Source organism: Labilithrix sp., assembly GCA_019637155.1.
Classification (GTDB): domain Bacteria; phylum Myxococcota_A; class Polyangia; order Polyangiales; family Polyangiaceae; genus Labilithrix.
In genome coordinates, this window is record JAHBWE010000005.1 from 483,134 (window position 1) to 506,887 (window position 23,754).

Annotated in this window: 28 protein-coding genes, 2 tRNA genes and 1 pseudogene; 22 read left to right on the forward strand and 9 right to left on the reverse strand. The window is 69.4% G+C overall.

The features are described 5' to 3' along the window. Window positions 1-99: 99 nt before the first annotated feature. From KF837_13065 to KF837_13125, 13 genes are all read left to right on the forward strand, one after another. Complete coding sequence (locus KF837_13065) at window positions 100-432, forward strand: hypothetical protein (GenBank protein ID MBX3228246.1); 333 nt, start codon at window positions 100-102, stop codon at window positions 430-432. 328 nt (window positions 433-760) lie between these two features. Next, window positions 761-1,561 carry a hypothetical protein gene (locus tag KF837_13070; GenBank protein ID MBX3228247.1) on the forward strand — a complete coding sequence of 267 codons (801 nt, stop codon included), beginning with the start codon at window positions 761-763 and terminating at the stop codon, window positions 1,559-1,561. Window positions 1,562-1,680: 119 nt separating this feature from the next. After that, the gene (locus tag KF837_13075) at window positions 1,681-1,866 is read left to right on the forward strand and encodes a hypothetical protein (protein ID MBX3228248.1); all 186 of its coding nucleotides are present in this window, start codon (window positions 1,681-1,683) and stop codon (window positions 1,864-1,866) included. Beyond that, a complete protein-coding gene (locus KF837_13080; GenBank protein MBX3228249.1) occupies window positions 1,863-2,210 on the forward strand; it encodes a hypothetical protein in 348 nt (115 codons plus the stop codon). Before KF837_13075 ends, KF837_13080 begins: the two co-directional genes overlap by 4 nt. After that, window positions 2,207-2,464 (forward strand): hypothetical protein, encoded by a 258-nt coding sequence (locus KF837_13085; protein ID MBX3228250.1) that lies wholly within the window; start codon window positions 2,207-2,209, stop codon window positions 2,462-2,464. Before KF837_13080 ends, KF837_13085 begins: the two co-directional genes overlap by 4 nt. Beyond that, complete coding sequence (locus KF837_13090) at window positions 2,464-3,807, forward strand: hypothetical protein (GenBank protein MBX3228251.1); 1,344 nt, start codon at window positions 2,464-2,466, stop codon at window positions 3,805-3,807. Before KF837_13085 ends, KF837_13090 begins: the two co-directional genes overlap by 1 nt. 443 nt (window positions 3,808-4,250) lie before the next feature. Then, window positions 4,251-4,844, forward strand: a complete 594-nt coding sequence (locus KF837_13095; protein MBX3228252.1) for a hypothetical protein — start codon at window positions 4,251-4,253, stop codon at window positions 4,842-4,844. Between the two features lie 94 nt (window positions 4,845-4,938). Continuing rightward, entirely contained in the window at window positions 4,939-5,982 is a 1,044-nt protein-coding gene (locus KF837_13100) for a hypothetical protein (GenBank protein ID MBX3228253.1), read from the forward strand. After that, complete coding sequence (locus KF837_13105) at window positions 5,979-6,182, forward strand: hypothetical protein (protein ID MBX3228254.1); 204 nt, start codon at window positions 5,979-5,981, stop codon at window positions 6,180-6,182. The genes KF837_13100 and KF837_13105 overlap by 4 nt, the downstream gene beginning before the upstream one ends. Window positions 6,183-6,234: 52 nt before the next feature. Next, on the forward strand, window positions 6,235-6,867 hold the full coding sequence (locus tag KF837_13110) for a hypothetical protein (GenBank protein ID MBX3228255.1): 633 nt from the start codon (window positions 6,235-6,237) through the stop codon (window positions 6,865-6,867). Next, on the forward strand, window positions 6,864-7,958 hold the full coding sequence (locus tag KF837_13115) for a hypothetical protein (protein MBX3228256.1): 1,095 nt from the start codon (window positions 6,864-6,866) through the stop codon (window positions 7,956-7,958). Before KF837_13110 ends, KF837_13115 begins: the two co-directional genes overlap by 4 nt. Beyond that, window positions 7,955-8,170 carry a hypothetical protein gene (locus KF837_13120; protein MBX3228257.1) on the forward strand — a complete coding sequence of 72 codons (216 nt, stop codon included), beginning with the start codon at window positions 7,955-7,957 and terminating at the stop codon, window positions 8,168-8,170. Before KF837_13115 ends, KF837_13120 begins: the two co-directional genes overlap by 4 nt. After that, a complete protein-coding gene (locus KF837_13125) occupies window positions 8,170-8,502 on the forward strand; it encodes a hypothetical protein (GenBank protein ID MBX3228258.1) in 333 nt (110 codons plus the stop codon). Before KF837_13120 ends, KF837_13125 begins: the two co-directional genes overlap by 1 nt. A 51-nt stretch (window positions 8,503-8,553) precedes the next feature. Here KF837_13125 and KF837_13130 read toward each other — a convergent pair whose 3' ends face one another. Next, window positions 8,554-8,799, reverse strand: a complete 246-nt coding sequence (locus tag KF837_13130; GenBank protein ID MBX3228259.1) for a hypothetical protein — start codon at window positions 8,797-8,799, stop codon at window positions 8,554-8,556. A 171-nt stretch (window positions 8,800-8,970) separates the two neighbouring features. Here KF837_13130 and KF837_13135 point away from each other — a divergent pair, with 171 nt between their 5' ends. The 4 genes and pseudogenes from KF837_13135 to KF837_13150 all read left to right on the forward strand — a co-directional run bounded on the left by KF837_13135 (window position 8,971) and on the right by KF837_13150 (window position 11,209). Continuing rightward, complete coding sequence (locus tag KF837_13135) at window positions 8,971-9,165, forward strand: hypothetical protein (GenBank protein MBX3228260.1); 195 nt, start codon at window positions 8,971-8,973, stop codon at window positions 9,163-9,165. 75 nt (window positions 9,166-9,240) lie between these two features. Further along, a complete protein-coding gene (locus tag KF837_13140; protein ID MBX3228261.1) occupies window positions 9,241-9,729 on the forward strand; it encodes a hypothetical protein in 489 nt (162 codons plus the stop codon). Then, window positions 9,726-10,016 carry a hypothetical protein gene (locus KF837_13145; protein ID MBX3228262.1) on the forward strand — a complete coding sequence of 97 codons (291 nt, stop codon included), beginning with the start codon at window positions 9,726-9,728 and terminating at the stop codon, window positions 10,014-10,016. The genes KF837_13140 and KF837_13145 overlap by 4 nt, the downstream gene beginning before the upstream one ends. Window positions 10,017-10,018: 2 nt before the next feature. Continuing rightward, window positions 10,019-11,209 (forward strand): annotated as a pseudogene (locus tag KF837_13150) (site-specific integrase). Window positions 11,210-11,326: 117 nt separating this feature from the next. Here KF837_13150 and KF837_13155 read toward each other — a convergent pair. Continuing rightward, window positions 11,327-11,400: transfer RNA gene (locus KF837_13155), tRNA-Met, on the reverse strand. 93 nt (window positions 11,401-11,493) lie between these two features. Here KF837_13155 and KF837_13160 point away from each other — a divergent pair. Then, on the forward strand, window positions 11,494-13,929 hold the full coding sequence (locus KF837_13160; GenBank protein MBX3228263.1) for a VCBS repeat-containing protein: 2,436 nt from the start codon (window positions 11,494-11,496) through the stop codon (window positions 13,927-13,929). A 5-nt stretch (window positions 13,930-13,934) separates the two neighbouring features. On the opposite strand, the gene KF837_13165 is transcribed toward KF837_13160, so the two are convergent. After that, window positions 13,935-14,846, reverse strand: a complete 912-nt coding sequence (locus KF837_13165) for a LysR family transcriptional regulator (protein ID MBX3228264.1) — start codon at window positions 14,844-14,846, stop codon at window positions 13,935-13,937. Between the two features lie 76 nt (window positions 14,847-14,922). Here KF837_13165 and KF837_13170 point away from each other — a divergent pair, with 76 nt between their 5' ends. Both KF837_13170 and KF837_13175 read left to right on the forward strand, forming a co-directional pair. Beyond that, the gene (locus tag KF837_13170) at window positions 14,923-16,344 is read left to right on the forward strand and encodes a dihydrolipoyl dehydrogenase (protein MBX3228265.1); all 1,422 of its coding nucleotides are present in this window, start codon (window positions 14,923-14,925) and stop codon (window positions 16,342-16,344) included. A 26-nt stretch (window positions 16,345-16,370) separates the two neighbouring features. Further along, on the forward strand, window positions 16,371-17,081 hold the full coding sequence (locus tag KF837_13175) for a glutathione peroxidase (GenBank protein MBX3228266.1): 711 nt from the start codon (window positions 16,371-16,373) through the stop codon (window positions 17,079-17,081). Here the strand turns inward: KF837_13175 and KF837_13180 are convergent. Then, window positions 17,068-20,370: a VCBS repeat-containing protein gene (locus KF837_13180; protein MBX3228267.1), complete on the reverse strand. Its 3,303-nt coding sequence runs from the start codon at window positions 20,368-20,370 to the stop codon at window positions 17,068-17,070. The genes KF837_13175 and KF837_13180 overlap by 14 nt on opposite strands. 6 nt (window positions 20,371-20,376) lie before the next feature. After that, window positions 20,377-20,973: a response regulator gene (locus KF837_13185; protein MBX3228268.1), complete on the reverse strand. Its 597-nt coding sequence runs from the start codon at window positions 20,971-20,973 to the stop codon at window positions 20,377-20,379. A 191-nt stretch (window positions 20,974-21,164) separates the two neighbouring features. Between KF837_13185 and KF837_13190 the strand changes: the two genes are divergently transcribed. Together KF837_13190 and KF837_13195 are read left to right on the forward strand one after the other, a co-directional pair. Continuing rightward, window positions 21,165-21,238, forward strand: a tRNA-Pro gene (locus tag KF837_13190). A gap of 44 nt (window positions 21,239-21,282) precedes the next feature. Next, window positions 21,283-21,750: a serine hydrolase gene (locus tag KF837_13195; GenBank protein ID MBX3228269.1), complete on the forward strand. Its 468-nt coding sequence runs from the start codon at window positions 21,283-21,285 to the stop codon at window positions 21,748-21,750. A gap of 151 nt (window positions 21,751-21,901) precedes the next feature. On the opposite strand, the gene KF837_13200 is transcribed toward KF837_13195, so the two are convergent. From KF837_13200 to KF837_13215, 4 genes are read right to left on the reverse strand one after another with little or no spacing between them, the layout of a single operon-like run. Next, entirely contained in the window at window positions 21,902-22,105 is a 204-nt protein-coding gene (locus KF837_13200; protein ID MBX3228270.1) for a hypothetical protein, read from the reverse strand. Window positions 22,106-22,162: 57 nt separating this feature from the next. Further along, window positions 22,163-22,384 (reverse strand): antitoxin family protein, encoded by a 222-nt coding sequence (locus KF837_13205; protein ID MBX3228271.1) that lies wholly within the window; start codon window positions 22,382-22,384, stop codon window positions 22,163-22,165. Window positions 22,385-22,444: 60 nt separating this feature from the next. Beyond that, on the reverse strand, window positions 22,445-23,206 hold the full coding sequence (locus KF837_13210) for a nucleotidyl transferase AbiEii/AbiGii toxin family protein (GenBank protein ID MBX3228272.1): 762 nt from the start codon (window positions 23,204-23,206) through the stop codon (window positions 22,445-22,447). Next, window positions 23,203-23,679: a hypothetical protein gene (locus KF837_13215; GenBank protein MBX3228273.1), complete on the reverse strand. Its 477-nt coding sequence runs from the start codon at window positions 23,677-23,679 to the stop codon at window positions 23,203-23,205. The genes KF837_13210 and KF837_13215 overlap by 4 nt, the downstream gene beginning before the upstream one ends. Window positions 23,680-23,754: the final 75 nt, after the last annotated feature.

Here is a 23,754-nt window from a genome sequence, read left to right on the forward strand (position 1 = left end):
GAACAGATCGTCGCCGGTCTCGAGCTCCAGCAGGCGTCGTTTTTCTTCGATCGGCAGTGAACCTTCTCGTCGAGCCGCGGGCTGAGTACGATCGCGCACATGGCGCAGCCCTTCGTCGCCGAAGAGCATCACGTCGAGGAGGTCCGCGAGCACCTGGAGGACTACGTCGGGCTCGAGCACGTTCGCGTCCAGCGCCGCGACGACCTCCTCGTCTTCGAGTCGGGCCCCAACGAAGACGCCGTCCCGCACACCCGCTTCCGCCGCATCGGCGATCACCGCTGGCAGATCGAGGTGCCGCTGAAGGACGGCGGCTGGGACCGCCTCCCCCTCAGCATCCAGCTCATCGAAGCCGTCGACATCGTCATCTCCGAGTTCCCCTGGACCCTCGCCCCCCGAGAGCGCCCCAAGAGCCCGCCCCCCGACGGCTCGTGATCGTCCAATGAACTGAGTGCCGGAGGAGGGAGTCGAAGGCACCCGAAAGTGCGCCCGACGCGTCGACCTCCGATGCACGAAACAACGTAAAACAAGGCCCCGTTGCGATCGCCGAGTCGCCGGCTCACTCGCCCGTTCTGGTCGCCAACTCGACGCCGGAAGCGCTACCGACCGACCCTGACGCCGCGCTCCGCGCCGCCATCCACGCGGCCGTGGAGGCCGGCGATCACGAGCGCGCGCGTGCGCTCCTCGACGTGCTCAGCGCCGCGCCGAAGCGGGCGCCCGTCATCCCGATCGCCGCCGTGCGGGCAAAGCGGTAGAGGGGCTCATGGCGACCAGCGACGAAAGCGGCGAGTGGACCGTGGCGCCCGGCGAGGAGTCGGACCGAATGGATCCAGACCGAGCGCGCGTGCGAGCGGAGGTGGCGGACAGGATCGCCCGGTTCCTCGAACGTGACCCGGTGGAGCTCTCTGACGACGAAGGCCAAGAGATCGTCGATGCGTGGCGCGCGTTCTCGGTCGCGCTGATGAACAGCTACTCGCGCTTCGTGCCCGACGCCGCGTGGCTCACGCGCGTGCTGTTGATCATGCAGCGCGAGGACAAGGACGGGATCCTTGCTGACGGCGACGTAGACAACCGCGATCTGTCGAACGCCGCAGACGTCGCGGCGGCTGCCCTCTCTCGGCTCTCCGGTGAAGAGCACGTAACCAGCGAGAGCCTTGCTCGCATGGCGAAAGAGATCGACCCCGAGATTGATCCCAACGTCGCGCGACGTGTGCTCATCGTCCAAAACGTGCAACGGGCGCTGGGGCGCGTGACGGCCGATCGGCGGCGCGAGGAGATCGCCAAAGAGCTTCGCCGTCAGCTCGGCGCCATCGATCCCAGACTGCGCCTCGACGAGAACGTCGCGCGGGTCCTCGTTCGGCTCTACGCCCGAGCGAACGGCGCGCGCAAGCTCGCCGCGAATTGGAGTTGGCGGAGCGGTCTGGAAGGCGCGCCTCGTGATGGTGAAACGCTGGCTTCGGACGCACCGGCAAGGGTGGTCGAGCGGTTCGGTGACCCCGACAAGAAGCGCGAAAAGAACCGACGCGCACGAAGTCGGGCATCGGACGATACCGAGGATTCTTAGGCATCGCGGCTCACCAAACTTAATCAATAATATCAATTAGTTAGAATTGTAATTTCTACTCGGATAGGAGCACTATTCCCCCTGTGGTCGTGCGCATCGCGCCGACGCGAACGGGAGGAATGTCGATGCTCGATCCTGATCTCCAGAAGAGCGTGGCGGATGCGGTCGCGAGGTTCGGCATTGCCGAGGTTTCGCGGCGTACCGGGCTCTCGCGCCACAAGATCATGGCCGTCATGGCTGGGGCGCCCGGCATGCACGCTGGCACGATCGCTCACGCTCGAAGCGCGATGGTCGTCTTCGGATGAGCGCCGCCGATCACCTCGCGGCCGCCGGACGAGCGCTCCTCGCGGCCGCCGACGAGCTCCGCGCGACGGGCGGACCTACGACGATCTTCAGCACGGGCCCCGGCGGAGCTCTCCCGCCGGGGCGCTCGCGGCGCTGGCTCCGAGACCACGCCGCGGAGATCGGCGGCACGCGCGTAGGAGGGAAGCGGGGACGCGGCGTCGCCTGGCTCGTCACGCGCGAGCAGTACGACGCGTGGCTTGCGTCGCAGGGGACGGCACGCGTCGAGCCCGCGCCGGCCGCGACCGTGATCCCGATCGATGCGCTGATCGCGAGCGCCGGCTTCCGCGCGACGAGGAGCGCATGAATCGACGCGAGAGCGAACGCCAGCGAGACCAGCGAGACCAAGAAGCGCTCGATCGACTCTGGCGCGAGCTTAGCGAATTCGTCGGTGCGCGGCGCCGCCTGACGCGGATCGAAAAGCTCGTGCTCGCCCAAGCGCACCTCTACGCCGGCGCCGAAGGCATCGAACGTGCTCGCCTCGACGCGAGCATCATGTGCATGCACGTTCCGAAACTGCGCGGACCGGCGCCCGTCATCGTCTCGGAGACGCTGCACTGATGACCCTCGACGCGATGCCGGAGGACGACTTCTTCGGTGACGACACCGATCCGACCTCGTGCGTGCAGAATGCATCCAACGTCGCGCTACTCGAAAAGCTGATCGTCGACACGAAGAAGGACAAGCGCACCGGCGAGGACCGCTACGTGATCCGGCCGACCTCCGCGAACGTCGCCACGATCCTTCAACACTACGAGCCGTGGCGCGGCGTGATCGCAAACGACACGTTTAGCGGCCGCATCGTTGCGACGCGTACGCCTCCGTGGCACGAGCTCGACGCACCCGACGACGCCCGCGCCGGCCCGTGGACCGACGCGGATACCGTGCGCCTCACACACTTGCTTGCTCGCACGCGGGTCGCCGGATGTCCGCCGATCACCGTCTCCACGAAGGTCGTTGACGCGGCGATCCTCGTCGCGTCGGACGCGAACAAGGTTCACCCCGTTCGCTCGTACCTCCGAGGCCTTCGGTGGGACGGCACGGAGCGCCTGGCGCTCCTCGCACATCGTTACCTCGGCTGCGAAGACACCCCCGTCGCGCGGGCGATCGGCGAGTGCTTCATGATCGGCGCCGTTGCGCGCGTGCTCTCGCCCGGCTGCAAGAACGACCTTTGCCCGATCATCGAAGGGCCGCAAGGGAAGAAGAAGAGCACGTTCCTCGAACGTCTCGCGCATCCGTGGTTCTCGGACACGAAGATCCCGATCGGCGAGAAGGACGCGTTTCAGCAGCTCCCCGGAAAGTGGATCTACGAGCTCAGCGAGCTCGCTTCGCTCTCGAGGAGCGACCTCGAGACCACCAAAGCGTTCATCTCCTCGCGCGTCGATCGTTACCGGCCGAGCTACGGGCGCCATGAGGTCGAGATGCCGCGACAGACTCAATTCGTCGGCACGACGAACGCCGGGCAGTACCTTCACGATCCGACGGGAGGCCGGCGCTTCCCTCCGCTTCGCATCGGAGAGATCGACCTTTCGGCTGTCGAGCGCGACCGCGATCAGCTCTGGGCCGAGGCGACGCATCGCTACGACGCGGGCGAGGCATGGTGGCTCGACGGTCGTCCGGACGCGGCGATCGTTGCGCCAGCTGCCGCCGCAGAGACCGAGGAGCGCTTCGTCCGTCATCCGTGGGAGGTGCCGATCGCCGACCACCTCAAGAACCCGCGGCGCAAGGCGGAGGGAGTGACTACGGAAGACCTCCTCGGCGCATGCGGGGTCGACACCGCTCACCGGACGACATCGCAAGCGATGACGGTCGGCGGCATCCTTGCTCGCCTCGGATGGGAGCGACGCCGAACGATGATCAGCGGCAAGCGCAGCTACCGCTACTTCCCCAAGGAGGAAGCATGATGGTCGTCAGCCGCCCCAGCCGCCCCACCTGCCTCCCTTCGAGCGTGCATGGTGAGGCATCACGGAGCGTCTTTATTCCTGGCCTGAACCCCACCTGCCTTACCTGCCTCACCTTCTCTAATAGAGAGAAGAGAGTCACTAGCAATAGGGCCCCTAACGTCTCCAGGGAGAGGCAGGTCAGAGGGGGGCACGGGGGGCAGGCAGGGCACCTCGGCGCTGCGTCCCGTCCTCCCTCACCTGCGTACGCGTACGGACCGGATGGGCGTACCGCTCGGCACGCTGAGGCGAGCTGCAATCGCGGGGTTGCATGGCCCCCGTCGGAACAGTGTTGGGGGTCTTCAGACCACGGGGTGCTCGTTGTCGATCTGTACAGCCTCCGGAAATTGGAAGGACCGGACCATGACTGATCTCACCGTGACCATGATCACTGGAGGAGGAGCGAAGTGAGAAACGTCTACACCGAGGGGGCGCGCATCGTCGCAGCGCTCGCGAGCCAGTGGGGCGGCGCGGAGCTCGCTCGACGCGTCGAGACCTCGGCCAGCATGATCGGCCACATCTCGGCGGGCCGGAAGCTTCCTGGATACGACCTCCGCGAGCGGCTGGCGACTTGGGGGGTCCGCCTCGAGTCCTGGAACGAGGCGGCGGCGAGCCACCGTCTCGACACGCGAGAGTTGCTCGGCGAGGTGTGCGTCCCCTTCGCGGGGGCGGGGGAGGCGCCTCCCGGCCCCGTGCGCGGCCGTGACGCCCTCCTCAGCGTGCTTGCGGACTTCGATGAGCGGATCGGCAAGGCCAAGATGGTTGGCGCCCCTGAGGGCATCGTCGTGGCCCTCCTCAACGGCAAGGCATCGGCGGCGGAGAAACTCGCGATGATCCAATGCGAGGGTGAGATGACGTTCCCTCAACTCGCGAGGACTGAGGCGTGGGGCGCCTTCATGCGCGTCCTCTTCGACGTTGCCGACCGGCATCCCGCCGCGGCGCGCGACCTCGAACACGCGCTCTACGATCTCGAGGATCCGGGCGCGGGAGAGGGCGCATGACGAGCGCCCGTCCACACACGCGAGGAGGAGATTGCCTCTCTGGCCCGCGTCCCTCGCTTGACGACGATCACCTGCCCGAGAGGAGACCCATTCGATGAACCACTCAGCAACCGGCGACACCTACGCTACCTCCGTCGATCTCGCGAACAACTCGTCCGCGCCAACCGCCGCCGCATTCAACCCCGGACTCGCGGCCGCGCTGGAGAACGCGGAGTGGCTTCGCAAGCACGGCGGCGCCGCGCGCACTCTCGAGATGGTCGAGTTCGCGGAGTCCGGCACGTGGACCGTTCCGGCCGGCGTTCGGTGGGTGTGGCTCTACGCGATCGGCGGAGGCGGAGGCGGCGGCGCCGGCATCCTCGGGGATGACGTCGGCTCCAGCTTCATGGGCACGACCGGTGGTGGTGGTGGTGGCGGGGCTCAAGGCGTTTGGCACATGCGTCCCGTCGAGCCTGGGATGACGATCTACGTCACGATTGGCGCCGGCGGCGCTGGTGGCACGACGTCTGCGGCTCACGGTGCGGCCGGCGAACGTTCCAGCTTCACGTTCGACGGGCCGGGCGAGTCGTTCACGGCGTACGGCGGCGCTGGCGGGCGCGGTGGAGTGAAGACGGGGCAAGACGAGATGAGCTACGCGTTCGCGCCGGGCGGCGGACCCGCGCTCGCTCAGAGGCGCGCCTACCTGATGTCGGGCTCGATATCGGACTCGAAGCTCTATCCGTATCTCGCTCCGGGCAACGGAGGTTTCAGCGCATCGTCGAACGTCGGTCCGATCGACGGACCGAACCGCGCGTGCGACGGTCAGCTCTCCCATGGTCAGACCGAGCTTGGTCACTCTCTGGGCGGAACGATCGGGACGACGGCGACGCCCTACCTCGGCGGAGGCGCGGGCGGCGGAGGCGGCTCCTCCTCGATGGGCCCCGGCGGAAACGGCGGAAACGGTGGAAACGGCAACGCAAGCGGTACGGGCGGCCACGCGACGAACGGTGAGAACGCCCCGTCCTACGGCGCGGGCGGTGGAGGCGGAGGCGGCGGCGGGAACGGTAGCGCGGGGCCCGCGGGCGGCAACCCCGGCGCTGGCGGGAACGGCGCCGACGGTCTCGGGCGGATCTTCTACGTCAAGCCGGAGGTCGACACGTGATGACGATGAGAGACCCGACGGCGATCGATCCGCGCGCTCCGGCACTCAACTACGTCGCAGAGAAGCCGCGCGGTGGGGAGCACGCCGCGCCGTTGACGATCGATATCCCCGCTACGCGCGAGCACACGCGGATTATCGTCATCGTCGACTTCTGCGGATCGGGCGATGGCGGAGGTTCGGAACTGCGCCTTGCGGCGTGAGGAAGCTGACGTGTGCATAGCGCACGCATCATCGAAGAGGAGAGGGACGACGATGAAGAACGACGAACACGAGGCGACGATCGACGCGATGATCGCGCCGTTCCAGAACGGGGTGATGGCGATGTCCTCGCAGGGGATGGCCGAGCTCCGAGCGCTGGCCGCGACACGCCTTGGCTCGCTCACCGCGCAAGCCGCGCGCAACACGAACGCGACCACGACGCCGAATCCGATCTCGCGGACGACGACGCCCGCGAAGCCCGTCGTCGCGTCGCCAGCGAAGAGCAAGAGCGTGCTCCGCCGTGAAGCTGCTCAACGTGAGCCGACGAAGACGACGACCACCACGACCACGAAGAAGACGATCACCGCGCCGGTCGCGGTGCCCGCACGAAAGGACAGGACGATGATGATGACTCGCACGCCCTTCAAGAGTGAGCGCGCCTCGCGCGCGTACCTCGAACGCGTCGCTGACGATCCGACCGCGAACAGTGATGCTCGCCGCGAGGCCGGCTCCGCTCTGGCGAAGCTTGGCCTTCGCCTCCCGCCCGACGAGCACGCGAAGGTGCTCTCTGGCATGGGGATTCGCGAGCGCGAACGCGGCGGTCCGATCGTTCGCGAGGACGGGAGCGTGGAGTTCCGTCGCGTCCTCCCCAGCGAGGCGCGCCGCGCGGCGGGAGGTGCGGCGTGATCAATAACGTCACCTCATGGCTCGGCTTCGGCGGCGGCGGCGGTCCGCTGAACCTCGACAACAGCCTCGCCGCGGAGAAGGACGCCATCGCGCGCGCCCTCTCGTCGCCGCGTTCGGCGGAACGCCGCGCCAAGCTCCTCGATGCGATCCGATCTATGAGCGCGGGCGATCGGCGCGAGTTCCGCGAGAAGCGGAAGGCGGAGCTCGACGCCGCGCGAGACGAGGAGCTCAAGGCGCTCCGCGAGAGGACCACGGCGGCGGCGGAGGATCATCGCGGCGCGGTCGCGGAGCTCGAGGACGTGCTCAACGTTCGCGACGCGGAGATTGACGAAGCCATTGCCGCGGAGTTGAGAGAGCGACTCTACCCCCTCATAAAGGCCTTCGGCGAGGCGCCGCGCGCAACGGCGAGGGAGATCGCGATGGTGTGGAGCGACCTCGCGACGCGTCTCAAGTATGAGACCGGGCGCGACCTCGATTCGATCCACCTCGTGTTCGCCTTCGTGGCAGCGATCGGCAACGAGAACATCATCGGGTGCCGTCGCTTCTATGACAGCTTCATCTGTGCGGAGGACTCGCGCTGTCGACGCGGCGAAGGTGCCTTGATCACGGCCGCCGCTGCCGCATGCGCCGCAAACGAGAACGCGGTCCATATCGATTCATGCCTTCGGCGGCTTGAGGAGGCGGTCGCGGGGGCGATGACTGGGGCGAGTACACCAAGTGCGACCGTCCGATCAGCGCACCAACGCTACGCGTCCTCTGCTCTCCGGGTCGAAGCCGTTGAGCGCGCGCAGTCGAGCGACGAGCACAAGAGGGAGATCGGCGCACCGACTCGGTCGGAGAGTCGGAAGTCTCAAGAAGAAGCATACGAGAGCGTGCTCGTGCGCATGAGCAACTCGGTCGTCAATCGCATCGGTAGCGCGTGGGCGCGAGAGCAGCTGTCGAAGAAGCCCCGGATCGCCGACGATGAGGAGCGCGTGCGTGTCGACGTCCCCGAGAAGAAGGTGAGGGCGCACGTCGAGGAGGAGAACGAGGCGAGCTCCGAGGAGGAGGCGTTCACGAACCTGATGATGAAGGAGGATGCGGCGTCATGAGCGAGCCCGACGAGCCGAGCGTGCCGGAGCCCGACGAGCCGATCCCGGACACGGAGCCCGCACCGATCCTCACCGCCGAGAACAACTACAGCCCCGGGCCTGGCGTGACGTCGTCAGGGACGATCGTCGTCCTCGGCGGTGGACATGGGGATCGAGGCGAGGTCCCGCAAGCGATCAGGGATCATCAGCGGCGCTCGACGTACTATCGCTGATGATCGGGCCGGCGCTCGCTGACCGCGCCATCGCGGCTCAATTGCTCTCGATCGTGGCTCCGATCCTGGTCGCCTCTCCGGCGTTCCGGGATCGGAGCCGGTGGCCGCATGCATGCGCGGTTCTCCGGCGCGAGTCCAAGCGGGTGACGAGCCGGGCCGATCTGGCCGGCTGGTTCGTCGCGAACGGGATGCCCGCGCAAGCTCGCGAGTGCCTCAAGCGGAAGGTGCCGCGCGGGTCGATTTTGTGCTGGCTCGAAGTGGATGACGTCGATGTCGCCGGCGCGGGCTTCGTCGTGCTCGACGTCACGGCGGCGCTGCGGGCCGCGGGGTGACGGGGAGCGCGCCGGCTACGACTCGCGCATCGTGGCCGGCGTGCGCACGAGCTATCGGCGTCGAGGCGTGCGCACCGACGCACGAGCGGGCTTCGTCTTCGGGATGGCTTCGAGCTTGTCGAGCCGCTCCTCGATCTTTCGATGCGTGCGCTCCGAGTGGACGGCTAGCTCCTTGTCGAGAGCCTCGAAGCCCTTCTTGGTCTCCGCTCGGTGCGCTTTCACGTCCGTCGCGACCGCGTCGACCTTCGTCGCCAGGTCAGCCAGGGTGCGCTGCATTTCGGCGAGCACCTTCAGCACGTCTTTGGTCGTCGGGTCCGCCATCGTCCGAACAGCGTACGGGCGCTCGCGACGGCTCGCAAAATTCTTCCGCGGCGATTCTTTAACGATTCCTTAAACATGACGCGCGTCCCGACGACATGCGTCAAAAACGCCGCTGGACGAGGGTCTTTCAGCGCTTCAAGGTGCAGCATGGTCGAGCGAACGAAGACCCTAACGATCAAGGTTAGCGAGGACGAGCTCTACATGGCGCACGCGCTCGCTGACGCTGGAGACGAGTCGATCGGGCGGTACCTCCGCCGCGTCGTCGCCTCCGATTACGCGCGTCGGTTCGGAGATGCTCCGCCCCCGAAGGCGAAGCTGAAGACCGGACCGAAGAAGCGCTGAAAGTGAATCGCGGCGCGCCGGGGGTAGGAGCCCGACGCGCCGCTTCGTCCACAACCCTCACCAGGAAGAAGACACATGAAGAATGCCACGAACGGCACGACGAAGCACGACGACGACGTTTTCAAGCCAGAGATCACGGAGAAGCCTCCCACGGAGTTGGGCGACGGCGTAGGCAATGCACGCGACATGATCCACATCGCGCTCGACCACATGGATCGCCTCGTTGGGATCGCAATCGGGATCGTCGATGACGACACCGGAACGACTGACGAGCGCGACGGAGAGCGCATCAGGAAGGTCGCTAGCAAGCTGCGGTCGAACCTCCTGGGGGCGGCGGGCGAGCTGGCTTGCATGCCGACGAACGTGGTCGACGCGCTGAACGAGTTCCCCTGGCACGATCTGACCGCGGAACAAGCGGCGCGCATCACGAAGAAGATCCTCGACGAGGCGCGCGAGCATCGTGGCAGCTACATCCCATGCGGCTTCTGGATCCAGCGCTTGGCGGAGGAAGAGGGGAAGGAGAAGCGCGCCGCCCACGACGCCGCGAAGGAGCACGCAAGGTGAGGCGCGAGCGCGAAGAGAGCCCGCGGCAGTACGTCGTCACGGCCCTCCGAGAGGTGCTTGCGTCGCGAGCGGCGGGGCAGGAGACGCCGAGGCGTGAGAGCCCGCGCGCGACGCTTGAGGCGGCGATCGACTCGCTCGAGAGCATCTCTCTCGGCGTGACGCTCTTCCCCCTCAACGACACGCGCTCGACGCTTGCCGAGCTGGGCGAGCGGAGGGCGGCACTCGCGGGGCGCATCGCGGAGGTGCGCGCGGAGCTCCGCGCGCTGATCGAGAGGGGGACGCTGTAGCGATGGGACGCCCCGCGAGTGGATCGGTTCGGTGGAACGCGACGGCGAAGACGTGGGAGTGCCGCGTCACGCTGAGCGACGGCAAGCGCTCGCGCCCGATCCCCCTGACGGGGCTCGCGGCGTGCGCCGTCGCACCGACCGATCCGCCGCGGGGCTGCACCTGCGAGCCGTGCAAGGTCTCCCGCGAGACCGCGCGAGCAGTCTCCGAGCGCATGCGCGCCGGCGCGCACGTCGACGTCGCGACAGAGGAGACCGCGAACGAGTGGTTTGCGCGCTACATGAAGCACTCGAAGGAGAGCGGGCAGACGGACACGTCGAAGAAGAGGACTCGCTGGAACAAGTGGATCGCGCCGCGCATCGGGACGAAGCCGATGGTGCTCGTCACACGCGACGACGTGGAAGACATCCGCGATGACCTCGACCGCGCGATCCTCGCCTGGCAGCGCGCCGGGAAGAGCGGCGGCAAGAAGGGACGCGAGGTCGCGGGGAAGACGACCATGAACATCTGGTCGTGCCTCACGTCGTCGTTCAAGGCGGCGACGAACAGCAAGCGGCGCGACCTCCGCGTGCTTCACGGTAGGTCCAACCCGTGCGTCGGTGTCGAGCCGCCGGGGGATCGCGACTCGCGCCAGGGTCGCCGGAAGACGTTTCTCTACCCGCGCGAGGCCGCGGCGCTGCTCTCGTGCGCCGACGTGCCGCTCGAGTGGCGCGAGGTCTACGCGATCGCGCTGTACCTCTACCTCCGTCCCGGGGAGCTCCGCGTGCTGACGTGCGGGGATGTCGATCCTGACTTCGCGTTCGTGAGCATCACGAAAGCCTGGGACTACGAGGACGGCGAAGTGAAGCCGCCGAAGACGCGCAACGGTGTTCGGCGTGTGCCGATCCCAGCGACGCTCGCGCCCCTTCTCCGCCGGATGGTCGACGGACGCGCGCCCTCGGAGCTCGTCGTGCCGCGCCTCTCTGCGTTCGGCGAAGACCACCTTGCGGAGCAATGGCGGAAGCACCTGACGGCGGCTGGCGTCACACGCTCGGAGCTGCACGCGTCGACGCGCACGCACGTGCAAAGCAACTTCCGTTCGTGCCGAGACAGTGGCCTCACGTGGCTCGCGCTCTCGGGCGTCGACGTGACCAAGATCATGCGGCGCGCGGGCCACGATCACATCCAGACGACGATGGGCTACGTGAAGCTGGCGGAGGATCTTGCCGGCGACCTTGGCGAGCCGTTCGCGCCGCTCCCCGAGGGGCCCGAGGGTTCTGCAACCGTTTTGGTTTTCTGGCCGAAAGATCCTCAGAAAACCCGGGAAAAACAGTGCCGGAGGAGGGAGTCGAACCCCCGACCTAGCGCGTATGAAACGCCCGCTCTAACCAACTGAGCTACTCCGGCGGTCGGGAAATATGTGCGAGGGGTGAGCGATCTAGACCGGCGCGCATCGGTTGGCAAGGCCGCCTTTCCGATGTGGCCTGGTAGGCTTGGCCGATGAACGTGCGCGGTCGGGTCGTGGTGGTGACGCTCTCCTGCTTGCTCGTGGCGGCGGCGCTCGAGAGCGGTTGCGGCAGCAGCGTGGGCAGCAACTTCGACGACGGGGGCGGCGACGACGCGGGGGACGGCTCGACCGGCGCCAGCTCCACCAGCGGGTTCACGCCCGGCTCCTCCGGCGACGGCGGGTCGAGCGGGAGCTCCGGCGGCGAGTGCGACGTCGCCGGGCGCGCTTGCGGCGATGCCGGAGAAGGCGTGTGCGCCGGCGGGCTGTGCTGCGCGGCCGCCCTCGCTTGCGGCGCGACGTGCTGCGCCGATGGGACCGTGTGCTCGTTCCAGACGTGCGTCACGCCCGGCGCGACGTGCTTCGACTCGAGCGACTGCGCCGCGAACGAGTACTGCGAGCTGTCGCTCGGTACGTCGAGCGACGCCGGCGTCAACGACGCCTCGTGCGTCGGGGCGTCGGACCGGAGCGGGAAGTGTCTGCCGCGGCCGCCCGAGTGCGTCGGGGACGCGGGGGCGACGGCGGACGGGACCATCACGTGCCTCCAGAAATGTGAGGTGCGGCCCGCGACGCCGACGTTCGCGCCCGCCCTCAAGGCGGCTTGGGGCGGCGAGACGGTGAGCCCGTTCTCGACCGACGTCATGATGGCGCCGATCGTCATTCAGCTCGATGATGACGATTGCGACGGAAAAGTGACTGAGCGCGATATTCCGGAAATTGTCTTTTCGACGTTCTCGAACGGGGCGTATCGCGTCGACGGGCGGCTCCACGCGATCTCGCTCCGGAACGGGAGCTTCGTCGAGAAGTGGACCGTGCCGAACGCGACCAACGGCACGGTCGTGTACCCGACGAAGCAGATCGCGGCCGGCAACTTCGACGGGCTGCCCGGCAACGAGGTCGTCGCGTGCGGCGTCGACGGGAAGGTCCACGCGTTCCGCGGCACGGACGGATCGCTGCTGTGGTCGACCACGACGGAGACGATCTGCTTCATGCCGGCGATCGCGGACCTCGACGGCGACGGCAAGCCCGAGGTCATCGTCGAGGGCGGCATCCTCGACGGCGCCGACGGCACACTGAAGCACGGCTTCGAGGTGCCGCTCGACGGGCCGTTCGTCGTGAGCGACATCGACTCCGACGGCAGGCTCGACGTCGTGACGTACGCGCGCGCCTACAGCGCGACCGGCGTCCTGATCGTCGACACTGGGATGACGACCACCCCGCGCAACCCCGACACCGGCGATTGGAAGGGACCGTGGTCCGCGGTCGCCGACTTCGACGGCGACGGCAAGCCCGAGGTCGTCGCCGTCGACAACGAGACCCATACCGTCCACATGTGGCGCTACGACCCGAACGTCACCGACGGCGGGCCGTTCGGGAGGTTCACGATCGTCCGCCAGCCCGTCGACATGAACGCCCTGTTCGACGCGAGCAACCAGTGTCCGGACGGGACGTGGGGCGCGACCCACGGCGGCGGGCCGCCGACGATCGGCGACTTCGATCGCGACGGGGTGCCGGACGTCGCGCTCGCGGGCGGCATCGGGTACGTCGTCTTCGACGGAAGGAAGCTGCGCGACGAGACCTTCACCGGCGCGCAGACGATCCTCTGGTCGAAGGTCACGACCGACTGCTCGTCGGCCTCGACCGGCAGCACCCTGTTCGACTTCGACGGCGACGGGAAGGCGGAGGTCGTCTACTCCGACGAGCTGCGCCTCCGCATCTACGAGGGCGCGACCGGCAACGAGCTCGCGTCGATCTGCAACACGACCGCGACGCTGATCGAGTTCCCGATCGTCGCCGACGTCGACAACGACGGACAGGCCGACATCGTCGTCGTGTCGAACGCGTACAACAAGACCTGCGACGAGACGACCGACGGCGGCGCGCCGAGCCTCACCCGTCAGGCCGGCGTCCGCGTCTTCGGGCCCTCGACTGGCGCGTGGGTCCGCACGCGGCGGGTCTGGAACGAGCACGCGTACCACGTCACGAACGTGAACGAGGACGGCACCATCGCCGCCGACGAGCCGAAGAACTGGACCCAGAACGGCCTCAACAACTTCCGCCAGAACAAGCAGCCCGGCAGCGAGTTCGCTGCCCCGAACCTCGTCGCCACGATCTCGCCGGTCTGCGAGGGCGACACGACCGTCACCGTCGTCGTGCGAAACGTCGGCGAGGCGGCGGTCCCGGCCGGCGTCGTCATCGGCGTCTACGCCGGCACGACGAAGCTCGGGTCCCTGACGACGACACGTCCGCTCTACCCGGCCGAGGCCCAGCCGCTCGATCAGGCGGTCGCCGGCGCCGGCGTCGCGCCCGGCGCGACCGTCCGCGCGATCGTCGACGACGGCGCGCCGCCCCACCCGAGCTGGACCGAGTGCCGGACCGACGACAACACCGCCCAGACCACCGCGCGCGCCTGCTCCGGCGTCCCGAAGTAGCGGCCCTACGCGGCCTTCGCCGCGGCCGCCATCACCTTCGCGAGCTCCGTGAGCGGCGCGGCGATCGCGCTCTCGCGGCGCCACGCGAGCACGATCGTGCGGCCCTGCGCGCGCCCGGCGAGGGGACGGATCGCGAGCTGCCCGCGGCGGTTCTCGACGTCGACCGCGATGCTCGGGAGCAGCGTCACGCCGACGCCGGCGGAGACCATCTGGACCAGCGTCGCGAGGCTCGTCGCGCGGAGGTCGGTCTCCGTCGCGCCCGCGCGCTGGCAGAGCGCCAGCGCTTGCGTGCGGAGGCAGTGACCGTCGTCGAGGAGGAGCACCGGCTCGTCGTCGAGGTCCGCGAGCGCGATGCTCTTCTTCTTCGCGAGCGGATGCGCCTGCGGGACGGCCGCGACGAACGGATCCTCGCGCACGCGCGCGTACGCCACGTCGTCCATCCCGTCGACGAGCGCGAGGAGGCCCGCGTCGATCGTCCCGCTCCGCAGCGACGCGAGGAGGTCCTCCGTCTTCTCCTCCACCAGCGCGAGGCGCAGCTTCGGCCAGCGCTCCGCGATCGCGGGCGTGACCCACGGCAAGAGGTACGGCGCGATGGTGGGGATGACCGCGAGCCGGAGCGTGCCCGCGAACGGGTCCTGCGTCGCGGTCGCGGCTGCGAGGAGGTCCTCGAGGTCGAGGAGCACGCGGCGCGCCTGGGCCACGACCGCCTCGCCCGCCTTCGTGACGAGCACGCGCTGCCGGTTGCGCTCGAAGACCTGGACGCCGAGGACGTCCTCGAGCTTCTGGATCTGCGAGCTCAGCGTCGGCTGCGACACGCCGCAGCGCTCCGCGGCCTTGTGGAAGCCGAGCGTGTCGGCGACGGCGACCACGTATTGCAGCTGGCGGATCGAGACGTCGTGCGCCGCGGCGGTCCTCATGATAGTCAGGTTCTATCACGAGCATTGATTCTTCGTCTTTGGCGAATCAGTCGTCGGGACGTAGGTTGGAGGAGCGATGAACGACACGAAGACCGTCGACGTAGCGATCCTCGGGGCCGGCACCGCCGGCATGGCAGCGTACCGCGCCGTGCGGCGGGAAGGCCGCACCGCCCTCCTCATCGAAGCCGGAGCGTACGGCACCACCTGCGCGCGAGTCGGCTGCATGCCGAGCAAGCTCCTCATCGCCGCGGCCGACGCGGCGCACCGCGCACGTCACGCCGCGCCGTTCGGGGTCCGCACCACGGTCGCGGTCGACGGCAAGGAGGTCATGGCGCGCGTCCGCGGCGAGCGCGATCGCTTCGTCGGGTTCGTCCTCGAGTCGATCGAGAGCTTCCCGGCCGAGGATCGCCTCCTCGGTCAGGCGCGCCTCGTCGGCCCGCACACGCTCGAGCTCACCGGCGCGCACGGCGTCGTGCGCGTGAACGCGAAGGCGATCGTGGTCGCGACGGGGTCTTCGCCGTGGCTGCCGCCCGTGTTCGACGCGGTGAAGGACCGGATCGTCGTCAACGATCACGTCTTCGACTGGACCGATCTCCCGCCGTCGGCGGTCGTGTTCGGCGCGGGCGTCATCGGGCTCGAGCTCGGCCAGGCGCTCACGCGGCTCGGGGTGAAGGTGAAGGTCCTCGGCCGCAGCGGCACGATCGGGCCGCTCAAGGATCCGGTCGTGAAGGAGGCGGCGGCGAAGGCGCTCCACGCCGAGCTCGACGCGGACTTCGACGCGGAGGTCCGATCCATCGCGCCGCTCGGCGAGGGCACCGGCGTCGCGGTCACGTTCGTGGACAAGGACGGCAACGAGCGCACGGACACGTTCTCGGTCGCGCTCGTGGCCGCGGGGCGGCGGCCCAACGTCGTCGGCCTCGGCCTCGAGCACGCGGGCGTGGCGGTCGACGTGAAGGTCGATCGGCGCACGCTCCGGTGGGGGAGCTCGAACGTGTTCCGCGCCGGCGACGTGAACGACGACATGCCGCTCCTCCACGAGGCGGCGGACGAAGGCGCGATCGCCGGCACGAACGCGGCGCGCCTCGCGGCGGGGCTCGCGCCGCTGCCGGGCCATCGCCGGACGCCGCTCGGCATCGTCTTCAGCGATCCGAACATCGCCGTCGTCGGCGGCGGCTATCCCGCCGCGGAGGCGCAAGGCGCGTTCGTCGCGGGCGCGATCGACTTCGGCGACCAGGGGCGCAGCCGCGTGATGCGCGAGAACCACGGCGCGGCGCGCCTCTACGCGAACCCCGAGACGCGGCGGTTCCTCGGCGCCGAGCTCGCGGGCCCGCGCGTCGAGCACATGGCCCACCTCCTCGCGTGGGCCCATCAAGCGCGGCTCACCGTCGACGACATGCTCGCGATGCCGTTTTACCACCCTGTCGTCGAGGAGGGCCTTCGCACGGCGCTCCGCGACCTCGCCAGCAAGCTACCCAAGAAAGAAGAGAAGGAATCATGAGCAAGGAACCGCGTTTCACGAATCAGATGGAAGGCAAGCGTGTCCCGGAGGTGACGTTCCGCACGCGCGAGGGCGCGAGCTGGAAGAACGTGTCGACGAAGGACGTCTTCGCCGGCAAGAAGGTCGTCGTCTTCGCGCTGCCGGGCGCGTTCACGCCGACGTGCTCCTCCGCGCACGTCCCGCGCTACAACGAGCTCTACCCCGCGTTCAAGGCGCGCGGCGTCGACTCGATCGTGTGCCTCTCGGTGAACGACGCGTTCGTCATGGAGGAGTGGGGCCGCGCGCAGAACGCCGCGAACGTCACCTTCCTCCCCGACGGCAACGGCGAGTTCACGAAGGGGATGGGCATGCTCACGAACAAGAGCGACCTCGGCTTCGGCGATCGTTCGTGGCGCTATTCGATGCTCGTCGAGGACGGGGTCGTCAAGAAGATGTTCGTCGAGCCGGACGTCGAGGGCGATCCATTCACCAACTCGGACGCCGAGACGATGCTGAAGCACCTCGATCCCGAGGCGAAGGTCCCGAACGACGTGCTCCTGTTCGGCCGCGCCGGCTGCAGCCACTGCGCGCGCGCGAAGAAGCTGCTCGAGGAGAAGGGCTGGGCCTACGACGAGGTCCGCGCGACGCCGCGGAACCTCCGCGCGGTGAGCGGCCGCTCGTCGACCCCGCAGATCTTCGTCGACGGCAAGCACATCGGCGGCGCCGACGAGCTCGAGGCGTACTTCAAGGCTCAGTGAATCGAGAGCGCCGGCGGCGACGCACGAGGCCGAGCAGGAGCGAGAGCGCGAGTGCCGCGATCGAGCCCGAGCCGCGCGCGGGGCCCGTCGCGCGGCAGGCGCAGCCGCCGCCGACGTCGAAGCTCGCGGCGGGCTCCGGCTCGGGCGCCTCGCAGACGAGCGGCGTCGCCGCGCGCTCGGGCGTGCCCTGCGCGAGCTTCGTCTTCGTGTTGCCGGTGTTCGCGTTGTCGTGGCGGAACGACTCCCACAGCACCTTGCCGTTCGCGGTGCCGCGCGTCGTCCAGGCGAAGAGCCAGCCCTCGCGCGTGCCGGCGACGATCTCGAGCCGCTTCTCGCGATCGCCGTCGATGTCGCCGACCGCGGGCGTCCCCGCGATCCATCCGCTCGTGAGCTTCGGGAACCCCGCCGCCTCGCGGCCGCACGCGTCGGCGGCGTGGAGGAAGCCGCCGCTCGTGCCGGTGATGACCTCCGGGATCTCGTCGCCGCTCACGTCCGCGATCGCGTGATCGCCGTTCGACGCGAAGTCCTCGGTCGCGATCTTACCGATCGCCGCGCCGGTCGCGCCGCTGAACACGGTCGCGCCGTGGTCGCCGGCCGCGCGCGGGGTGGGGCTCGAGCCGGTGAAGACGTCGCCCAAAGTGGGCAATCCGCCTGAAACAACTATATCGAGATAACCGTCCTGATCGAGGTCTCCGACCGCGGGGCTCCCGAAGAAGGCGGCGAACCCCCCGCCGGGGCCGCCGCGCGCGGGGAAGTAGAGCGGGGCGATGCCGTTGCCGCCGAGGATGACGTCGGGCTCGCCGTCGTTCTCGAAGTCGGTCGCCACCGGGGAGGTGAGGCGCGGGCTCGGGATCGCGATCGGCCACGACGGCAGCGTGCGCCCGGTCGCGTCGAGGGCGAACGCGGCGCCGTCGCCGCTCGCGACGAGGATCTCGGGGAGCCCGTCGCCGGTGAGGTCGACCGCGGCCGGCGACGCGGCGACGCGGCGCGCGCCCAGCTCGACCGGGAAGCCGGCGCGGACGCCGCCGCCGGCGTCGAAGGCGTAGACGCGTCCGTCGAAGGTGCCGACGACGATCTCCGGGCGACCGTCGCCGTCGAGATCGGCGAGGACCGGCGCGCTGTTCGTCCCGCGCGACCAGCGACGCTGCGTGTCGGCGCAGCGGATCGGCGGCCCGACCTGCGGCGCGAGCGAGCACGACGGGACGAGCGGGAGCCGCCGCGGCCAGCCGGGCGCGTCCTGACCGCGCGCGTTGACGACGTAGACGGTGCCGCTCCACGTCACGAAGACGATCTCCTGCTTGCCGTCGCCGTCGAGGTCCGCGATCGCGGGCGCCTGCACGATCGCCTCGCGCGCGAGCGCGGGGTCGACGCCGCCCTGCGCGCCGGCGACGTAGGCGGGGGCCGCGGCGTAGCTCGGGACCGTGACCTCGCTCGTGAGGTCCTTGTTGAGGCCATCCATCGGGCGCGTCAGGTACGGGAAGCCGGCGGTCTCGACCGGCTTGCCGTCCTTCAGCGCGAAGACGTGGAGCTTGCCCGCGCTGTCGGCGACGACGATGTCGCGGACGCCGTCGCCGTCGATGTCGGCGAGCTTGGGGCTGCCTTCGATCGACGCGCCGAGGGCGATCGGGAACCCGGGCAAGAGGTCCTCGTCGAGCCCGTTCTTCTGGTTCGTCACCGAGACGACGCGGCGCGCCTCGCCGGTCACGTCTTGCCCGTCGTAGTGCGCGATCGCGCGCACGCGGATCGTGATCGCGCGCTCGCGGTCGGCGCCGGTCTCGATCTGCGCGGGATCGAGCTGCGCGAGCGGCGTCGCCCCGCCGCTCACGGTCGTCGGCGGGATCCCGCGCAGCGGCACGACGATGTCGCGGAAGGTGGAGTCGGCGGGCTCGGTCCCCGGCGCCCACTGGACGAAGAGATCGTACGAGCGCGCGCGCGGAGCCGCGGCGCGCCCCTGGATCGAGATCGGGCCGAGGCTCAGGTTCGCGTAGACGGGCGCGAAGAACGCGGGCGACGTGACGTCGACCTCGGGCGGGATGCGTCGCGACGCGACCGCGTCGACCGCGCGCGCGGCGTTGGCGCGGCCGCGGCCGGTGCGCTCGTCGAAGCCGGCGGGGCCGAGCTCGTCGGCCTCGTTCAGCAGGATCTGTCGCGCCTCGTCGGCGGTGAGGGTGAGGCTCGCGCCGGCGGCGGCGGAGTAGAGGAGGCCCGCGACGCCGGCGACGCGGGCGGCGGCGTCGCGCGCGCAGCCGGTGGTGCTCGCGACGAGGCCGAGGTGACCGCCGAAGCTCGAGCAGCCGTCGGCGTTCGTGAACGCGGTCGTGGACGCGGGATCGTCGCCGTCGAAGCGGACGCCTCCGACCGCGAGGACGTGGTTCGCGGCGGCGGGCACGTCGTGGCGGCGCGAGTTCGTGTCGCCGATGCCGGTGACGACGAGGACGTTCTTGCCGTAGGCGTAGTCGAGCGCGGCGCGCGCGAACGCGGAGTGATCGACCGCGTTCACGCCGGCGGAGACGACGCGCGCGCCGTTGTCGCTCGCGTAGACGATCGCCTGCGCGAGGTCGTTGCCGGCCGCGGTCTCCGCGTCGGTGACGCGGAGCGGGACGTAGCGGCAGCCGGGGCAGACGCCGGGTTGTCCGCCGCCGTTGTTCGCGCGCGCCGCGGCGACGCGCGCGTGGGTCGTGCCCTGTCCGTTGCGCGCGTCGTCGTAGGGATCGTTGTCGTTCGCGAAGAAGTCCCAGCCGCAGATGTCGTCGGTGTACCCGTTCGCGTCGTCGTCCACGCCGTCGGAGAAGCGGAGGATGATGTCGCCGGGATCGAGGATGCAGTTCCGGTTCAGGTCGCCGGCGAGGCGGATGCTGCTCGGGCGGGTGGGGTCGTGGCGCGAGTAGCACTCGTCGGGGACGAGCGACTTCATGCGCGGATCTTCGGCGTAGTCGGCGACGGTGAAGACGCCGTCGCCGTTGCAGTCGTAGCCCGCGAGGCGGCCGCCGCCGCCGCACGCCGATCCGTCTCCGCGCTGCGGGCGCGCGTCGCCGGTCAGCTCGCCGGCGTTCAGCGCGGCCTGGTCGACGAGGTCTTGTTCGTCCCATTGCACGCCGGAGCTCGCGATCGCGATCGCGATCTCGGGGCGACCGAGCGTCGTGTTCCACGCGCCTTCGACGTCCATGCCGGACGTGGGGGCGTAGCTCCAGTCGGCGGTGTAGTCGCTCGGGAGCGCGGCGTCGGCGCGGAGGGCGACGGTCGCGATGCCGGCGAGGCACGCGAGCGACAGCGCGGCGGGGAAACGCACGTGGCGTCAGTATTCGCCGAACAGGTCCTGGATGCGTGACTCGAGCGCGGTCGCGATCTTGTAGAGCGACGAGATCGACGCGCTCGACTCGGCGCGCTCGATCTGGGAGAGGAGCGACACGCTGAGGTTCGTGCGGCGGGACATCTGCTTCAGCGTGAGGTCCTTCTCCTTGCGGAGGTTCCGGATCGTGTCGCCGATGACCTTGTGGAGCTTCTCCTCCGGCGTGCGGGCGAGGCCCTTCTTCCGCATGACGCGGTCGAGGACCTCGCGGAACTCGTCCACGTTGAACGGTTTTTTGATGTAGTCGACGGCGTCGAGCTTCATCGACGCTACCGCGGTCTCGAGGTTCGGGTAGCCGGTGAAGATGACGACGGCGACGTCGCTGTCGATCTTGCGGATCTTCTTGAGCGCCTCGATGCCGTCCATCTTCGGCATCATGAGGTCGAGGATGATGAGGTGATAGCCGCCGTTCTTGACCTCGTCCTCGATCGTCGTCGGATCGCTCATCGTCTTGACGGCGTACCCGTCACGCTCGAGCAGCGTCTGCATGTACTCGCAGATCGCTCGATCGTCGTCGCAGATGAGGATCTTGACGGCGGGCATCTGGAGCTCAGGAGTAGAGGGCTGGGCTGTCATCGTCGTTACAGTGTAGCTTGACAGAGATCCGCTGACAGCGAAACGGCGATCGGAGGAGAAGAGGTGCGATTGACGAATCGCGTTGACGGGGTAGCCGTGCCGCCGTATCTACCCGGGCCTCTCTTCGACACGTGCTCACGCACATGTCGAGGGATGTTCGGGGCGTAGCGCAGCCTGGTAGCGCACCTGGTTCGGGACCAGGGAGTCGGAGGTTCAAATCCTCTCGCCCCGACAACTCTAACGGTCGTAGGACCTGACCTCTACGAGGGGCCGCCGATGCTCGAGGGCGAGGAGATGGTCGGCTTCGAGGAGGCGCAGAGCTCGATCGAGCAGCTGACCGCGGTGCTCCCGGGCGCGGGGACGGTGGGCACGGCGCGATCGCTCGCGCGCTTCTACGAGTGGCTCCTCGCGGGCGCGCCGGCGACGGACGGCCGCGCGCTCGTGCGAGCGGAGACGCTCGCGAGGTACGTGACGCCGCAGACGCGCGGCACCGACAAGACGGTGCGCTTCCCGATGGTGCTGGGCCGCGGCTTCGCGCTCGGCTGGCTCTGGCCGCACCCCTACGACCGGTGGCGCACCGCCGCCTGCTACGGCCACGCGGGCAACTTCAGCACGCTCGCGTGGGCCGACCCCACCACCGGCTGCGTGATCGCCGTCGTCACGAACGGCAACCGCGCCCCGACGAAGCTCGTGTCGCGCGGCGCCCCGATCGGCAGCGGCCTCCGCGGAGCGTGCGTCGACTGAACGCTCCTCCGTCGGCGCGCGCTCGTGACGCGTGGCGTCTCCATCGGTAGAGCGTCCGCGGAGTGTGCGTCCCAGCGCTCCCGCCCGCACGCCGCCGCGACGGCGTCGGAGCGCTGAGCCGGCGGGTGCGATGTGCCCCTCTCGGCCGGCATCACGATCGAGTCTCTCTTCCGAGTGCTTCGTCCGTCGCGAGCTCGAGCTCCGCCATCTCGGAGTCCGTCAGGTTGCGGAGACGCGACTCGAGCATTCGCCTCGGGACCGCGCGCATCTGGAACGCGAGGGCGATCGAGTCATGTGGCAGCCCGTCGGGCGTGGCCTCGATGACAGCGGTTCCGGCGAGCTGAGCGCGGCTCATGTTGGTCGTGAGCGGCACGATGACTGCCCAGGTCGGCCCACCAAATCTCGCCGCGTCTCACCGACGGTCCTCGGCCGCCAAAGCGTCTGCCCATTCGGCGACCCCGGCCTCGGCCAACGCCCGGTCCTCGTCGGCGGCGGTCGCGAGTCGGGTGAGGTCCCAGCGCGCCGGGTTCGATCGTCGCAGCACCAGCAGGCGCACCCGCTCGCCAGCCTGAAGGCCGGTGGGCCCCTCGGGCTTGAGCACCCCGTCCTCGAACCGTGCATCGAGCGTCCGCATGATTTTCAGGATACCGCGGTGGGCGCCCACCGACGAGCTGATCCAAGGCGGCCGTCCGCTTCAGCGCGAACGCGTCGAGCAAAGCGCCTTTGCTCGTTCCGCGAGCGGGCGGAGGCGCGTGCGGACGTGCGTGACGACGGTCTCGAAGTCCGGCGGCGAGATCGGGCCGCGCCAGCGATCCTGGAAGGTGAGCCACTTGCGGCGGCTGCCGCGGGAGCGGCCCCACTCGTTCGTGTAGAGGAGGCGATCGAGGAGCGCGAGGTCGTAGTTGCGGCTCGTGAAGGCGAGCGCGATCGCGCGGGTGAGCGTGTCGTCGTCGAGGGGGCAGTGGCGGTCGAGCAGGAGCAGGTCGTAGAGGTCCTTCGGCTTCCACTTGCCGTGGCCCAGCTCGACGAGGCCGTGCACCTTCCAGCCGAACATCTGCTCCGGACGCACGGCGACGACGTCGGCGCCCGCGACACGGATGCGCGTCGCCGGCATCGCGAGAGGGTCGCCGCTGCCGACGTCGATCTGGAGATCGCCGAGCTTCGTGCGATGGCCCGGCCACGGCGTCTCCGCCCAGATGACCTCGTGCACCGGCGGCGGCAGCGCCTCGTCGTCGGGCTCGGCCAGCACCTCGTCGACGATCGCGCGCGCGTCGGCGGGCGTGCCCTCCGGCACGAGCACGTGATCGACGTCCGCCGCGGGGCGCTCCGGCACCCACTGCGCGGTGAGGAGCGACCCGCGGAGGACGAGCCGATCGGCGTGCGGCGAGCGCGCGACACGCCGCAGCCACGCGGCGGCGAGCGGCGGCGTGACGGTGACTGTGACGGTGGCGGTCACGATGCGTCGATCCATCCGCGGTCGAGCGCGGGGTTGGTGTCGAGCACGGTGTACTCGCGCACGCGGCCGCGCGTCGCGACACCACACGCCGCGATCGCCGCGAGCAACGCCGCGAAGCGCGCGTCCGCCTCGGCGCGCGCGAGGCCGAACGGACGCAGCGTCAGGAAGCGCTCGGTACCCTTCGCGCCGGCGCCGCGCGCGAGCGGGGGCGTGTTGGCGACGTTGGCCGAGAGCGAGCCGCCGTGCGCGTGGACGACGTCGATGACGGGATCGTTCGGCGACGGCAGCACGAGCTTCGCGTGGTACTCGAAGTACGACGTGGGCGACGGCGTCACCGCGACGTCGTCGAGTCGGCCGTGTTGCTCGATCTTCGTGCGCACGACCTCGAAGCCACGCTCCGACAGCGACGTCGCGAGCGTGGTCGCGCGCGACTGCACGTCGGCGAGGGCGGCGCGGACGAAGGAGCCGGTCATGGGCTGAAGCCGAGCATCGCCGGAAGGCAGCTCGATCGCGATGCATTTCACGTTCAGGTCGGCGCACGTTTTCCG